Annotated in this window: 12 protein-coding genes and 2 pseudogenes; 5 read left to right on the forward strand and 9 right to left on the reverse strand. The window is 70.8% G+C overall.

What is annotated here, in order from left to right; translation table 11 throughout:
* Positions 1-23 precede the first annotated feature (23 nt).
* Entirely contained in the window at positions 24-620 is a 597-nt protein-coding gene (locus ACFYW8_RS00145; RefSeq protein WP_389064793.1) for a TIGR03086 family metal-binding protein, read from the forward strand.
* A gap of 115 nt (positions 621-735) precedes the next feature.
* Here ACFYW8_RS00145 and ACFYW8_RS00150 read toward each other — a convergent pair.
* A pseudogene (locus ACFYW8_RS00150) lies at positions 736-885 on the reverse strand (FBP domain-containing protein); the annotation flags it as partial.
* Between ACFYW8_RS00150 and ACFYW8_RS00155 the strand changes: the two are divergent.
* A pseudogene (locus tag ACFYW8_RS00155) lies at positions 884-1,135 on the forward strand (aminoglycoside phosphotransferase family protein); the annotation flags it as partial. The pseudogenes ACFYW8_RS00150 and ACFYW8_RS00155 sit on opposite strands and share 2 nt — an antisense overlap.
* Before the next feature lie 144 nt (positions 1,136-1,279).
* Here the strand turns inward: ACFYW8_RS00155 and ACFYW8_RS00160 are convergent.
* Genes ACFYW8_RS00160 through ACFYW8_RS00175 form a run of 4 tightly spaced genes read right to left on the reverse strand, consistent with a single transcriptional unit; the run spans position 1,280 to position 5,898 of the window.
* Positions 1,280-2,638, reverse strand: coding sequence for a GH1 family beta-glucosidase (locus tag ACFYW8_RS00160; protein WP_389064795.1), 1,359 nt, complete (start codon positions 2,636-2,638; stop codon positions 1,280-1,282).
* A gap of 35 nt (positions 2,639-2,673) precedes the next feature.
* Positions 2,674-3,513, reverse strand: coding sequence for a carbohydrate ABC transporter permease (locus ACFYW8_RS00165; RefSeq protein ID WP_365872204.1), 840 nt, complete (start codon positions 3,511-3,513; stop codon positions 2,674-2,676).
* 55 nt (positions 3,514-3,568) lie between these two features.
* The gene (locus tag ACFYW8_RS00170; RefSeq protein WP_261709183.1) at positions 3,569-4,570 is read right to left on the reverse strand and encodes a carbohydrate ABC transporter permease; all 1,002 of its coding nucleotides are present in this window, start codon (positions 4,568-4,570) and stop codon (positions 3,569-3,571) included.
* Positions 4,571-4,584: 14 nt separating this feature from the next.
* Positions 4,585-5,898 carry a sugar ABC transporter substrate-binding protein gene (locus ACFYW8_RS00175; RefSeq protein WP_365871872.1) on the reverse strand — a complete coding sequence of 438 codons (1,314 nt, stop codon included), beginning with the start codon at positions 5,896-5,898 and terminating at the stop codon, positions 4,585-4,587.
* Between the two features lie 168 nt (positions 5,899-6,066).
* Here ACFYW8_RS00175 and ACFYW8_RS00180 point away from each other — a divergent pair, with 168 nt between their 5' ends.
* Together ACFYW8_RS00180 and ACFYW8_RS00185 are read left to right on the forward strand one after the other, a co-directional pair.
* Positions 6,067-7,389, forward strand: coding sequence for an ROK family protein (locus tag ACFYW8_RS00180; RefSeq protein ID WP_389064804.1), 1,323 nt, complete (start codon positions 6,067-6,069; stop codon positions 7,387-7,389).
* Positions 7,390-7,588: 199 nt separating this feature from the next.
* Entirely contained in the window at positions 7,589-8,422 is an 834-nt protein-coding gene (locus tag ACFYW8_RS00185) for an alpha/beta fold hydrolase (protein ID WP_389064809.1), read from the forward strand.
* A 111-nt stretch (positions 8,423-8,533) separates the two neighbouring features.
* Here ACFYW8_RS00185 and ACFYW8_RS00190 read toward each other — a convergent pair whose 3' ends face one another.
* Both ACFYW8_RS00190 and ACFYW8_RS00195 read right to left on the reverse strand, forming a co-directional pair.
* The gene (locus tag ACFYW8_RS00190) at positions 8,534-9,493 is read right to left on the reverse strand and encodes an SDR family NAD(P)-dependent oxidoreductase (protein ID WP_389064813.1); all 960 of its coding nucleotides are present in this window, start codon (positions 9,491-9,493) and stop codon (positions 8,534-8,536) included.
* A 426-nt stretch (positions 9,494-9,919) separates the two neighbouring features.
* Positions 9,920-10,939: a PHP domain-containing protein gene (locus ACFYW8_RS00195; protein WP_389064817.1), complete on the reverse strand. Its 1,020-nt coding sequence runs from the start codon at positions 10,937-10,939 to the stop codon at positions 9,920-9,922.
* Between the two features lie 252 nt (positions 10,940-11,191).
* Here ACFYW8_RS00195 and ACFYW8_RS00200 point away from each other — a divergent pair, with 252 nt between their 5' ends.
* Positions 11,192-11,428 carry a hypothetical protein gene (locus tag ACFYW8_RS00200; protein ID WP_365871882.1) on the forward strand — a complete coding sequence of 79 codons (237 nt, stop codon included), beginning with the start codon at positions 11,192-11,194 and terminating at the stop codon, positions 11,426-11,428.
* A gap of 156 nt (positions 11,429-11,584) precedes the next feature.
* Here ACFYW8_RS00200 and cydB read toward each other — a convergent pair whose 3' ends face one another.
* Together cydB and ACFYW8_RS00210 are read right to left on the reverse strand one after the other, a co-directional pair.
* Positions 11,585-12,625, reverse strand: coding sequence for a cytochrome d ubiquinol oxidase subunit II (gene cydB / locus ACFYW8_RS00205; protein ID WP_389064823.1), 1,041 nt, complete (start codon positions 12,623-12,625; stop codon positions 11,585-11,587).
* Positions 12,626-12,651: 26 nt separating this feature from the next.
* Complete coding sequence (locus tag ACFYW8_RS00210) at positions 12,652-13,458, reverse strand: cytochrome ubiquinol oxidase subunit I (RefSeq protein WP_389064827.1); 807 nt, start codon at positions 13,456-13,458, stop codon at positions 12,652-12,654.
* Between the last annotated feature and the right edge of the window lie 58 nt (positions 13,459-13,516).

Genomic DNA, 13,516 nt, shown 5'->3' on the forward strand with positions numbered 1-13,516 from the left:
GGACCGCATCAGGAGGCACCGGAATGAGCAAGGCCGAGGGCATCGAACTGCTGACGCGGGCGCACGACCGGCTGCGCGAGGCGGTGGCCGGCGTTCCGGAGAGCGCGTGGGGCGCGCCGACGCCGTGCGGCGAGTGGACGGTGCGCCAGGTGTTCAACCACGCGCGACTCGATCAGCAGGCGTACGGCGCGGCGGTCACCGGCAGTGGGTGGCCCGAGGAGGACCCCTTCCAGCCCGTCGACGGGCTGGGCGCCGACGCGACGGCATCGCTCGACAAGGCCCTCGCCGATGTCGCCGCCGTCTACGGAGGCCTGCCCGCCGACGCGGACGAGGTGGCGACGCCGCTCGGTCCCCTGCCGCTGCCGGTGGCGGCCGCCGCCGCTGCGATGGACGCGGGAGTGCACGCCTGGGACATCGCCGTGGCGACCGGCCAGGCGTCCCCCCTCGACGACGAGCTGGCCGAGGGCATCCGGCTCGCGGCGGACCGGCTGGCCGATCACCTCCGCACGTCGTTCGGGGTGTTCGCCGCCGCCCGCGAGGTGCCGGAGGGCGCCGGCCGCGCCGAGGAGCTGCTCGCCTTCCTGGGCCGCGACCCGTACTGGACCCCGGCCGGTTCCTGAGGCGTCCGGTGCCGGGCCCGCGGCGGAGACCCGCCGGGAGAGCGTCGCGGAGCCCGGTGTTCCCCGACGCTCCCGGTGGCCGCGTCCTGGACCCCGGCGCCTGCACCGCCGCGGGTCAGTCGTGCAGCTTCGCCAGGAAGGCGGGGAGACTGCCGACCGTCCGGGCGATCTGCTGCCCGGTCGTGAGGGTCTCCTCGAAACGGCTCCCCGGGCGGAGGTCCCTCTTCCCGCGGACGTAGAGGGAGCAGGCGAGGCCGGCGCACATCCGGCGTGACGCCGACTTCCTGACGGGCTATCAAGAATTTTCCGGGGCGGTCGAATTCGACGAATCCGCCAGGAAGCGACTGGCCCTGTACCGCAGTTACCTCTACCTGATCATGCTCGTCGAGACCGTGCCCCGCGCACCCGGCGACGAACGCGTCGCGTGGGTGCGCGAGGTGGTGGCCCCCCGACTGACGGCCGCCCTCGACGAGATCGGCCGCAGAACGACCGCTCCTGCCGGGACGGACCGCTAGAGCCTGTCGTTCGGATCCTGTGGCGGGACCCTGGCGCGTCCTGCGCGCCGCGTTGTTCCCGGCAGGAGCCGCTCGGCACGGCTTCGAGGCGAGCCGAGCCCGGCAGGGAGCGCCCGGCGCCGCTCGCGCGCCGCCGGCGCCCCGTCAGGCCGCGTTGCGCGCGCTGCCCCGGTGCTCGCGGACGATCTCCGCGTAGCGGTGGCCGCTGCCCTTGATCGTCCGCTGCTGCGTCTTGTAGTCGACGTGCACCAGCCCGAACCGCTTGTCGTAGCCGTACGCCCACTCGAAGTTGTCCAGCAGCGACCAGGCGAAGTAGCCCGCCAGCGGAGCGCCCTTGCGGGCCGCCGAGGCACAGGCCGCCAGGTGCTGTTCGAGATACGCGACGCGCTCCGGATCGTCGATGGTGCCGTCGGGGCGTACGACGTCGGGATAGGCGGAGCCGTTCTCCGTGACGTACAGCTTGCGGGCGCCGTACTCGTTCGTCAGGCGGAGCAGCAGACGCTCGATACCGGCGGCCTCGACCTCCCAGTCCATGCCGGTGCGGGGCACGCCGGGCCGGCTGACCGTCCGCACGTGCGGGGCCGGGCCGGTGGGGTCGTCGACCACGCTGGACGGGAAGTAGTAGTTGAGCCCCAGCCAGTCAAGCGGAGCGGCCATCGTCTCCAGGTCGCCCGCGGCCTCGGGAAGTTCGACCCCGTAGACCTCGACCATGTCGGCGGGGAAGCCGCGGCCGTGCACCGGGTCGAGCCACCAGCGGTTGGTGTGGCCGTCCAGCCGCTTCGCCGCCGCGACGTCCTCGGGCCGGTCGGTGTTCGGCTCGACGCTGGACAGGTTGTTGACGATGCCGATCTGAGCACCCGGCGCGGCGGCGCGGATCGCCTGCGTGGCCAGTCCGTGGCCGAGCAGGAGATGGTACGAGGCGCGGACCGCGGCCGTGAGGTCGGTCAGGCCCGGGGCCATCCGCCCCTCCAGATGGCCGATCCAGGCCGAGCACAGCGGCTCGTTGAGGGTGGTCCAGTGCTGGACGCGGTCACCGAGCCGCTCCGCGACGACCGACGCGTAGGCGGCCAGGTGGTGGGCCGTGTCACGGGCGGGCCAGCCGCCCCGGTCCTGGAGCACCTGCGGCAGGTCCCAGTGGTAGAGGGTGACCGAGGGCGTGATCCCCGCCTCCAGCAGGCCGTCGATCAACGCGTCGTAGAAGTCGAGCCCCTTGGCGTTGACCGGGCCGTCGCCGCCCGGCATCACCCGCGGCCAGGCGATGGACAACCGGTAGGCGTTGGTGCCGAGTCGGCGCATGATCCCGATGTCCTCGCGCCAGCGGTGGTAGTGATCGCAGGCGGCGTCCCCGTCGTCGCCGTTGTCGATCTTGCCGGGGGTGTGCGAGAAGGTGTCCCAGATGGAGGGGGAGCGACCGTCCTCGGCGACGGCTCCCTCGATCTGGTAGGCCGACGTGGCCGTGCCCCACAGGAAGTCCTCGGGGAGGGCGGCAAGGTCGATGGTCACTGAAGTCCCTTCGTCATCAATGGGGTTGGCGTGGCTCACTTGACGGCTCCCGCCGTGAGACCGGCGACGAGATAGCGCTGGAGCAGCAGGAAGCCGGCCACCACGGGGACGCTGACGACCAGCGAGGCGGCCATGATCTGGTTCCAGTACACGTCGTTGAGCGTGGAGTAGCCCTGCAGTCCGACGGCGAGGGTGCGGGTCGCGTCGTTGGTCATCACCGACGCGAACAGCACTTCGCCCCAGGCGGTCATGAAGGCGTAGACGGCGACCGCGACGATGCCGGGGATCGCGGCCGGGACGACGACACGGAAGAGGGCGCCGAGCGGCCCGCAGCCGTCCACCAGGGCCGCCTCGTCGAGATCACGCGGCACCGAGTCGAAGTACCCGATCAGCATCCAGATCGAGAACGGCAGCGAGAAGGTGAGATACGTGAGGATCAGACCGCCGCGCGAGCCGAACAGCGCGATCCCGGTGGCGTTGCCGATATTGACGTAGATCAGGAAGAGCGGCAGCAGGAAGAGGATGCCCGGGAACATCTGGGTGGACAGCACGGTGACCGTGAACACGCGCTTGCCGCGGAAGTTGTAGCGGCTGACGGCGTAGGCGGAGAAGACGGCGATCACGACCGAGCAGGCCGTGGCCGCACCCGCGACGATCAGCGAGTTCACGAAGTAGCGCGCCAGCGGCACCGTCGACCAGATGTCGACGTACGGCCGCAGCGTCAGGCCGCTCGGTATCCAGCGGAACTTCCCCGAGACGTCCGCGAGCGGCTTCAGCGAGCTGGAGACCATGACGTAGACGGGCACCAGGACGAAGCCGGTGAGCAGGGTGAGGAAGATCCGCCGGGACCACAGGAAGGACCGCGGCGGAGCCATCGGCGAGCGGGGGGTGGCCGACCGGGCGCCGGCCGAACGGATGGTGGTGGAGGTGCTAGACATCGGCCGTCTTCCTTCCCCGGGAGGTCAGCAGCAGATAGGCGCCGGTCACTACGAGCAGGAACAGCAGCAGCAGCACGGACATCGCCGAGCCGGTGCCGAAGTTCCAGGTGACGAAGGACGCCTGGTAGATGTGGACCGAGATGAGGTCCGCCGCGTCCGGGGCGGTCCTGCCGAACAGGACGAACGGCGTGTTGAAGTCGTTGAACGTCCACAGGAACAGCACCAGCACCAGGACCTGGTTGACCGGACGCAGCGACGGGAGGGTGATGCGGCGCAGTTGCTGCCACACACCGGCGCCGTCGAGGGCGGCGGCCTCGTACAGCTCGCCCGGGATGTTCTGCAGGCCGGCCATGACGATCAGGAAGGCGAACGGCCAGCCCTTCCACACGGACACCACGAGCAGCGCGTAGAAGCTGTTGTCGCCGATCAGCCAGAAGGACGGCTTGTCGGTGAGGTGCAGCTGGTCGTGCAGGACGTGGTTCACCAGCCCGTTGTCGTGCTGGAACATGAACACCCAGGTGATGACGGCCGCGTACACCGGCAGCGCGTACGGCACCAGGAACAGGGCCCGCAGCACACCGCGCCCCACGAAGTTGTCCTGCATGTAGATCGCGGCCGCCGTCCCGATCAGCCAGCACAGGCCGACCGAGAGCAGCGTGAAGGCGATGGTGACGAAGAAGGAGTGCAGCAGCGCCTCGCCGACGGGCTCGTCGAAGTGCACCGACACCGAGTAGTTGTCGAAGCCGGCCCAGGGCGCCGTGCCCCAGTCGCGGATGTAGAACTGCGTGAGCTCCTTGAAGCTCATCACGATGCCGATCACCATCGGCACCAGGTGGACCAGGAGTTCGAGGACCAGCGCGGGCAGGAGCAGCAGGTAGGGCAGTCCGATGCGCTTGATCCGCCCGGTGCGGCGCGGGCCGCGCGCCGCACCGGGGGAGCTCTTGCGCACCGTCCGCTCGCCGGATTCGGCGGAGGCGGCGGTCGTGGTGGTCATGGTGGTGTCCGCACTCACTTCTTCGGCATCTGCTGCTGGGCCTTCTCGAGCGCCGCCTTCACCGACGCCGTGGTCACCGCGCGTCCGCCGGCGGCGTCGGCGAACAGGCCCTTGATGGCCGTACCGACCGCGGTCTCGAACTGCGACTCGTCGGCGACCTGCGGCAGCGAGGCGGCACTCTTGGCCAGGGTGTCCTTGATGACCGCGTTCGAGGGGGAGTTGAACGCGGTGTCCGTCTGGGCGGTCTTGATCGGCGGGATCGTGGTGTACGCCTCGTTGAGGATCTTCTGCTCGGCGTCACTGGTCAGGAACTTCACGAACTTCGTGGCGCCGTCGAGGTTCTTGGAGTTCTTGAACACCGCGACGTTGATGCCCGCGACCATCGAGTTGACGTTCGTGCCCGCGCCCGGCGTGCCGGACTGCACGGGCACCGGCGCGATGCCGTACGCGTCCTCGCTCATGCCCTGCGACTTGAGGTTGGCGACCGCCGACTGCCACAGCAGCATCGCGTTCTTGCCCTTGGCGAAGTCGCTCACGGACTGGTTCTGCGCGTACTCGGCGTTACCGGGGGCGATGATCTTGTCCTTCGCCATCAGGTCGACGTACTGCTTGACCGCCGAGACGACCCCGTCGCTGGTGAAGTCGGCCTTGCCGTCGGCGGTGAAGAAGTCGGCGCCGTGCTGCTTGGCGAAGACGAAGGCGTGGTGGATGTTCTCGGCGGGGTTCGATCCCTCGGCGCCGAGGCCCCACTTGCCACCCTTGGAGAGCTTCTTGCCGTCGGCGACCAGTTCGTCCCAGGTGGCCGGCGGGCCCGCGATGCCGGCGTCGGCGAACATCTTCTTGTTGTAGTAGAGCGCGTACGACATCGAGTACAGCGGAACCGCGGCGGGGTCCTTGCCCTCGGCGCCCGTCGAGCCGAGCACGGAGTCGACGAAGCGGTCCTTGCCGCCGATCTTGGCGAAGTTCTTCGCGTCCCACGGCAGCAGCGCGCCGGTGGCCTGCAAGGAGGCGCTCCAGCTGTTGCCTATGTTGAGGACGTCGGGGCCCTGACCCGAGGTCGTGGCGGTGAGGATCCGGTTCAGGAGGTCGGTCCAGGGAACGACCTCCAGCTTCACCTTGATGCCGGTGTCCTTCTCGAACTTGGCGATCTCGGGTGCGAGGACCTGCTTGTCGATCTCGATGCTGGCGCCCTGATTGGACGCCCAATACGTGAGGGTCTTCGGTGAGGCGTTGGACCCGCCGCTCGACGAGCCGCCGCCACAGGCGGTCGCGGCGGTCAGCAGAGAGATGGTGACCGCACCTGCGGCCGCGGCTCGGATTCTGCGCATGGCTGCTTATGTCCCTTTCCCGGAGGGAGACATGAGGGGCGTCCGCGTTCACTTCCCGAACGATCCTCATGGCTTAATTTAGGACGTGAGTTAAGACCCGGAAGAAAGTCGCGTCAAGGGATCGCGCAGGGGTATCTTGCAGTTCGGGCAGGCCGGAAGGGACATCACATGGCGGGGCGGAACGGACGGACAGTGCGTGACCTGCGACGGGGCAACCGCACCGCCGTACTACAACGGTTGTATTTCGACGGGCCGATGAGCCGCTACGAGCTCGGTCCCGCCACCGGACTGAGTTCCGGATCCATCAGCAACGTGGTCGCCGAACTCGTCGCCGACGGCCTCGTCGAGGAGGCCGGCAGTGTCGACTCCGACGGCGGCCGACCCCGCACCCTGCTGCGGGTCGTGCCCGGCAGCGGCCACATGATCGGCGTCGACGTCGGCGAAACCCGCGTCCGCATCGAGCTGTTCGACCTGACCCTCACCGAACTCGCCCGCACCGAAAGGCCGTTGGAGCGCCAGGGGTACGAGGCGGACCGGCCGCTGAGGCGCCAGGAGTACGACGTCGACGTCATCGTCGGCCACATCCGCGACGGCATCGCCGAGGTCCTCGCCGGGGCGGACATCGCCCCCGGACAGCTCCTCGGTGTCGGTATCGGGGTGCCCGGCATCGTCGCCCGTACCCCCGAGCGCGGCGCGGTCGTGCACGGCCAGACCATCGGCTGGGACGCCGTTCCGCTGGAGTCCCTGCTCCGCTCCGCCTGTGAACTCCCCGACACCGTCCCGTACTTCGCGGACAACGGCGCCCGCACCCTCGGCCAGGCCGAGATGTGGTTCGGCGCGGGACGCGGCGCCCGCAACGCGGTGGTCGTCCTCTTCGGCTCCGGCGTCGGCGCCTGCCTCGTCACCGAGGAGGTGGAGAACGGCCGCTCGGTCGAATGGGGGCATCTGACCGTACGGGTCAGGGGCCGCCGCTGCCGCTGCGGCGCCCTCGGCTGCCTGGAGGCCTACGCGGGCGCGGAGGCGCTCCTGGACCGCTGGCGCGAGGCGGGCGGGCGTCCCCCGGAGGGCACCGACGAGGAGACCGCGCTCACCGCGATGCTCGCGGCCGCCTACCCGCCCGAGGGCACCGAGCCCGACCCCGTCGCGCTCGCCGTCCTGGAGGAGACCGCCGAGTACCTGGGCGCGGGCCTCTCCGACCTGATCAACCTCTTCCAGCCCGAGCGGATCCTCATCGGCGGCTGGGCCGGCCTCCAGCTCGGCTCCCGCTTCCTGCCCGCCGTCCGCCGGTACGCCTCCTCCTACGCCCTGCGCTATCCCGCCCAGCGGGTCACCATCGACCTCGGCCGTCTCGGCCCCGACGCCGTCACGGTCGGCGCCGCGATCCTGCCGCTGGCCGACTTCTTCGCGCGCGGCGGCCGGCGCGCGGAACCCGCGCCGACGGGCCCGTCACCCGCCTGGCGCACGGCCCTGGAGGAACGGACGCCGCACTGACCCGCACCGCACGCCGCGTGGGACTGCGCACCGGACGCGTCCCCCGCGTTCGTGTGACGTCCGATGACATCCGATGACGTCTGATGACGTCCGACGTGGTCCGATGACGTCCGAGGTAATCGACGCCTTCACGGCCTCCCGGAACCATGAAGGCACAGCGACTCGCCCGTCGCACCACCTGATTCCGGGAGGACCCCCCATGCCGTACTTCGCGAGCCCCGTCGACGGCACCCGACTGCACTTCGTCGACTACGGCCCCGCCACCGGCCAGGTGGTCGTCTTCGTCAACAGCTCCTACTTCGGTACGGAGATGTGGGAGTACCAGATGCTGCCGCTCGCCGACGCCGGCTACCGGTGCGTCGGGTTCGACCGACGGGGGCACGGCAGGTCCGACGACGTCTGGGGAGGCTTCGACCTCGACAGCCTCGCCGACGACGTCGACGGTCTGCTCAGGCACCTCGGCCTGCGGGAGGTCACCCTGGTCGGGCACTCCGTCGGGACCGCCGAGATCGTCCGCTGTCTGACCCGGCACGGGGCCGAGCGGGTGGCGCGGCTGGCGCTGGTGGCGGGCATGGCGCCGGGCCCGGTGCGGTCCGCGGACCATCCCGGGGGTGTCGACCCGGCACTCGTCGAGGTGGGCAACAAGGCCTTCCGTCACGACCGGGCCGCGTTCTTCGAGGACGGCGCCCGCGCGTTCTTCGCCCTCGGCCTCCCCGGCAACGACCTCTCCGAGGCGTACGTTCGATCCATGATCGACCGCTGTCACGGTGCGACCGCGCGCGCCGGAGCGGCCCTCGGCGACCTCGTCGTCACGCTGAACGTCGCGCCCGAACTGGCCAAGACCGACCTGCCCGCACTGGTCGTGCACGGCACGCACGACGCGTCCGCGCCACTGGACCTGACCGGCCGCCGGGCCGCGGAACTGCTGCCCGACAGCACGTTCAAGGTCTACGAGAACGCGGGACACGGCCTGTTCGCCACGCACCGCGAACAACTCACCGCGGATCTGCTGGAGTTCATGTCACGCTCCTGATGCGGCTCGTGCGGCTCGTGCGGCTCGTGCGGCTCGTGCGGCTCGTGCGGCTCGTGCGGCTCGTGCGGCTCGTGCGGCTCGTGCGGCTCGTGCGGCTGACGCCCGCGCGGCTCACCCGAAGGCGTTCACCCCGGTCAGTTCCGCCGACAGGTCCCACAGGCGGGCGGCCTGCTCGGGGTCGGTCGCGTAGGCGCGTACGCCGGTCCGGGTGCCGTCCGCCGGAGCGGGCTCGGCGATGTCGCAGTCCTCGCAGTACACCCCGCCCAGGCCGGCCAGCAGAGGCGAGGTCGCGGCCCATACCTGGGTGGCCGCTCCCTGCTCGGGCGTCTTGAAGCCCTCGGGGTTGAGCGGTGTGCCGTTCTCGTCGATCCAGCCGCGGTCGACCATCTCCTGCCTGGGCAGGTGCCGCTGGAGCGGGGTGAGGATGCCGCCGGGGTGCAGCGAGAAGGCGCGTACGCCCGAGTCCTGGCCCCGCCGGTCGAGCTCGACGGCGAACAGCACGTTGGCCGTCTTCGCCTGCCCGTACGCCTCCCACTTGTCGTACCCGGTCCGCCAGTGCACGTCGTCCCAGCGGATGCCGGAGTAGTGGTGGCCCGCGGACGACACCGACACGACCCGCGCGCCGCCCGGCTCGATCGCCGGCCAGAGCCGGTTGACCAGCGCGAAGTGACCGAGGTGATTCGTCGCGAACTGGGCCTCCCAGCCGGGGCCGACCCGGGTCTCCGGGCAGGCCATGATGCCGGCGCTGTCGATGACGATGTCGATCGCACGGCCCGAGGCGAGGAACCGCTCGGCGAAGGCGCGGACGCTGTCCAGGTCGCCGAGGTCGAGCTCGTCGGTCTCGGCGCCGTCGATGTCCGCCAGCGCCTCGCGCGCGGTCGCCGGGCGCCGGGCGGGGACCACGACCCGGGCGCCCGCCCTGGCCAGCGCCCGGGTCGACTCCAGACCGAGGCCCGAGTAGCCGCCGGTGACGATGGCGAGTCTGCCGGAGAGGTCGATTCCGTGGAGGACGTCGTCGGCGGTGCTCCGGGCGCCGAATCCCGAACCGATCTTGTGCTGTGCGGTGCTCATGCCTCGCACGCTACGGATTGGAGCGGACTCGAAGTCAAGCGGACACGGCCCTCGCGCCGAGAGGAGAGGCCGCCGCGAACCGGTCCGCGGGTCGGCCGGGCTCGGACCGGTCGCGTTCGTTCGATCGGTCCGATCGGACTGGGTTCGGTCCGATCGGGTTCGGGCGGGCTGGGTTCGGTCCGACCGGGTTCGGTCCGGGCAAGGAAAGACCCCGACCGGACGGGGGAATCGCGGTCGGGGTCGTCTGTCGTGGGCACCGATGGCGGTCGCCTCTCGGCGAATCGCTCCACAGGGCTTCAGCCGGACGATCGTCCCTGCGGGCAAAGGTGAGGCCCGGGGACACTGTCCCATCCGCACCCACGGTTTGTTCAACGGGTAACTACCTGTGGGTGTTCCCCGGAACGGCGCCGTCGGCGGTGACGTGCGTCACGGCGTCTCCCGGGTCCGGGCCCAGGCGAGCAGCTCCTCCAGGGTCCATGTGGTGATGACGCGCTCCGCGGGCACCCCGCACTCCTCGGCCCGCGCACAGCCGTAGATCTGCCAGTCAAGCTGTCCGGGAGCGTGCGCGTCGGTGTCCAGGGAGAACAGGACGCCCGCGTCGACCGCACTGCGCAGCAGTCGGCGCGGCGGGTCGAGACGCTCCGGGCGGCTGTTGATCTCCAGGGCCGTGCCGGTCTCCGCGCAGGCCGCGAAGACCGCGTCGGCGTCGAACTCGGACTCGGGCCGGCCGCGTCCCGTGATCAGCCGTCCGGTGCAGTGTCCGAGCACGTCCGACAGCGGGTTGCGCACGGCGGTGACCATCCGGCGGGTCATGGGCCGCGCGTCCATGCGCAGCTTGGAGTGCACGGACGCCACCACCACGTCCAGCTGGTCCAGCAACTCCGGCTCCTGGTCGAGCGATCCGTCGTCGAGGATGTCGCACTCGATCCCGGTGAGCAGCCGGAAGGGGGCCCAGCGTTCGTTGAGCTCGGCGACGACCGCCAGTTGCTCGCGCAGCCGCTCCGGCGGCAGGCCGCTCGCCACGGTCAGCCGCGGCGAGTGGTCGGTGAGCACCGCCCAGTCATGGCCGAGCCGTGCCGCCGTACGCCCCATCTCCTCGATCGGGCTGCCGCCGTCCGACCAGTCGGAGTGCAGATGGCAGTCTCCGCGCAGCAGCGCCCGCAGGCCCTCGCCGCCCTCGGTGAGCGGCCCCGCGGCCTCCCGTTCCACCTTCTCCAGGTAGCCCGGCACCTCACCGGCCAGCGCCTCCCGCACCACCTGCGCGGTCTTCGGGCCGATGCCCTTGACCGACTCCAGGGCTCCGGTCTCGGCGCGCTCGCGGACCTCGTCGGCGGGCAGTGCGGCGAGCAGGGTCCGCGCGGTGCGGAAGGCCCGGACGCGATAGGTGGGGGCCAGGCTCCGCTCCAGCAGGAACGCGATCCGGTCCAGGGCCTCGACGGGGTCCATCGGCACTCCTCCCTGCGGTCGCGTGGGCCGCCGCACGCTCCCCCAGCGTTGCCCAGCCGCCGCCGGACCGCACGGCGGCCGACCGGTGCCGCGACCGTTCCGGGCCCCTGGTGGGCGGGGCGGGTACCTCACCCGGTCGGACGAACGGCCGGATTTCCGCTGCTCCGCCACTCCGCGGGCGGTGCGGGCGGCAGCCTCACGGCGCTCCGCCCTGACCAGCGCGACCAGCGGGAACCGCTTTACGCTCTAGTTATGACCGAAAGCGCGAGCCCTCACATCTCCTTCCCACGGATCATGGTGCTCGGAGTGCAGCCGGGCACGCCGCCGTTCCGGATCATGGAGATCGACGGTGAGATGGTCGGCGAGGCGAAGGCGATCACGGACGTCCTGGAGTACGCGGCGGCGTACGGCATCACGGTCCACGATCTCGACGACCCCGACGTGGTCCGGTGGGTGGGCGGTGACAAGCTCACCTGGCATCCGCGCTGACGCCGCCGTCCGGGCACCGCGATCCGCCCCTGTCCCAGGGCCTGCCGCGGCCCGAGGGCCCGTGCTGTGCCCGGAGGAGCGGGTCGGCCGCGTGGCGGGGTGCGCGACGAGCCCGGCAGGGTCGCTTACCGACCCGCGGTCCGGCCGACGCCGCGGTCACTGGTCCGGCCGCGCCGTGGGCGCCGCCGCGGGTTGTCCGGGAGCCGGGAACGGGCCGGAGGAGATCCGCTGCCGGAAGACGTGGTAGGTCCAGCCCTGGTAGCAGAGGACGACGGGGAGCAGGACGAGGGCGACCACGGTCATGACCTTGAGGGCGTAGGGGCCTGACGCGGTGTTCTGGACGGTCAGGTCGAAGGCGCTGCTCGTGCTGGAGACCATGACCCTCGGGTAGAGCTCGGTGAAGAGCGACGTCACGGTCCCGGCGATCGCGAGCGCGGTGGCACCGAACGCCCAGCCGTCGTGGCCGCCGCCGACCAGCCAGGCCGCCGCGGCGATGGCCACGACGGCGGCGAGTTCGGCGAGGTTGAGCAGGATGCCGCCGCCGGCGAGCGAGCGGGTCCAGAAGACGAAGGCGAGGACCACCAGGCCGGCGGGCAGGACGGTGAGCCGGGCCAGCCGGTGGGCCTTCTCGCGGATGTCCCCGCTGGTCTTCAGGGCGAGGAAGGTGGCGCCGTGCAGGAGGCAGAGCACGGTGAGGGTGATCCCGGTGAAGACGCCGTAGCCGGTGAACAGGTCGGCGAAGGTGCCCGTGTACTCCTGGTCCTGGTCGATGGGCACGCCGTGCAGCAGGTCCCCCAGCGCGATGCCGAGCACCAGGGGCACGGTCACGCTGCTCGCGGTCAGCAGGACGGTCCAGTTCCGGCGCCAACGCTCGCCCTCGATCCGGCCCCGGTACTCGATGGCGACGCCGCGGACGATGAGTCCGGCCAGGAGTAGCACCAGCGCGAGGTAGAAGCCGGAGAAGAGGGTGGCGTACCAGCCGGGGAAGGCCGCGAACATGGCGGCACCGGCGGTGACCAGCCAGACCTCGTTGCCGTCCCAGACCGGTCCGATGGTGTGCAGCACGGCCCGTCGGCTCGACTCGTCGCGGGAGAGCAGTCCGTGGAGCATGCCGACCCCGAGGTCGAAGCCCTCCGGAACGAAGAAGCCCGTCCACAGCACGGTGACGAGGATGAACCAGAGGGTGGTGAATGCCATCGCGGGCCTTCCGGCGGCTCGGGACCTCAGTAGGTCATCTCGGGTGCGGGCTGATCGCCCTGGTGCAGGGGGCCGGTGCCCTTGCGTGTGTGGCGTGTCATCAGCACGGCGGCGATCACGGCCATCGCGGCGTAGAGGAGGAAGAAGGCGACGATGCTGATGGCGACTTCGGCGGTACTGACGGAGGAGGAGACGCCGTTCTTCGTCAGCTGGAGGCCTTGCACGATCCAGGGCTGGCGTCCGTTCTCGGTGAGGAGCCAGCCGGAGGTGTTGATGAGGAACGGCAGCACGACGGCCCACACCGCCGTGTTCAGGAACCAGCGCGCGTGCGTCAGCCGTTCGCGCCGCAGCAGCCACAGGCCCCACAGTCCGAGGAGGAGGGCGAGCGAGGCGAGGTAGGCCATGACGCGCATCGCCCAGTACTGGATGAAGACGTCGGGTACGTGGTCGCCCGGCCCGTAGGCCTGCTGGTACTGGCTGTTGACCTCGTTGAGGCCGAGGACCTGGCCGTTCCAGTCCGGGAAGAACGCGGCGAGCCCCTCCATCGCCAGGGGCGCCCCGAACACGTCACCGACCGTGCGGGAGTAGCCCGACCAGTCCATGCCGAACTGGAACTCCTGGACCAGGCCGGTCACCACGCCGACGGCGACGTTGATCACCAGCAGGGTCCCGAAGAACCGCGTCAGCCGCAGGTACGCGACCTGCCCGCCCCGGTACCAGGCGGTCTGGAGCAGGGCCGTCAGCAGGGCCAGCCCGATGGTCACGGGGACGAACAGGAAGTGGTAGATCGAGGTCATCGCGAACTGCAAGCGCGCCAGGTCCAGCTGACTCATCTGTCCACACCCATCGCATCGCGCCGCAACGCAGGTCGGTTCAGCCACTCAGACAAAC

This window comes from Streptomyces sp. NPDC002742, from assembly GCF_042888885.1.
GTDB lineage: Bacteria > Actinomycetota > Actinomycetes > Streptomycetales > Streptomycetaceae > Streptomyces.

Excerpts from the sequence above, each read along its gene's own strand:
- ACFYW8_RS00145 (WP_389064793.1), top strand. The coding sequence starts at position 24 with ATGAGCAAGGCCGAGGGCATCGAACTGCTGACGCGGGCGCACGACCGG.
- ACFYW8_RS00165 (WP_365872204.1), bottom strand. The coding sequence starts at position 3,513 with ATGGCTCCGCCGCGGTCCTTCCTGTGGTCCCGGCGGATCTTCCTCACC.
- ACFYW8_RS00170 (WP_261709183.1), bottom strand. The coding sequence starts at position 4,570 with ATGACCACCACGACCGCCGCCTCCGCCGAATCCGGCGAGCGGACGGTG.
- ACFYW8_RS00175 (WP_365871872.1), bottom strand. The coding sequence starts at position 5,898 with ATGCGCAGAATCCGAGCCGCGGCCGCAGGTGCGGTCACCATCTCTCTG.
- ACFYW8_RS00180 (WP_389064804.1), top strand. The coding sequence starts at position 6,067 with ATGGCGGGGCGGAACGGACGGACAGTGCGTGACCTGCGACGGGGCAAC.
- ACFYW8_RS00185 (WP_389064809.1), top strand. The coding sequence starts at position 7,589 with ATGCCGTACTTCGCGAGCCCCGTCGACGGCACCCGACTGCACTTCGTC.
- ACFYW8_RS00190 (WP_389064813.1), bottom strand. The coding sequence starts at position 9,493 with ATGAGCACCGCACAGCACAAGATCGGTTCGGGATTCGGCGCCCGGAGC.
- ACFYW8_RS00195 (WP_389064817.1), bottom strand. The coding sequence starts at position 10,939 with ATGGACCCCGTCGAGGCCCTGGACCGGATCGCGTTCCTGCTGGAGCGG.
- ACFYW8_RS00200 (WP_365871882.1), top strand. The coding sequence starts at position 11,192 with ATGACCGAAAGCGCGAGCCCTCACATCTCCTTCCCACGGATCATGGTG.
- cydB (WP_389064823.1), bottom strand. The coding sequence starts at position 12,625 with ATGGCATTCACCACCCTCTGGTTCATCCTCGTCACCGTGCTGTGGACG.
- ACFYW8_RS00210 (WP_389064827.1), bottom strand. The coding sequence starts at position 13,458 with ATGAGTCAGCTGGACCTGGCGCGCTTGCAGTTCGCGATGACCTCGATC.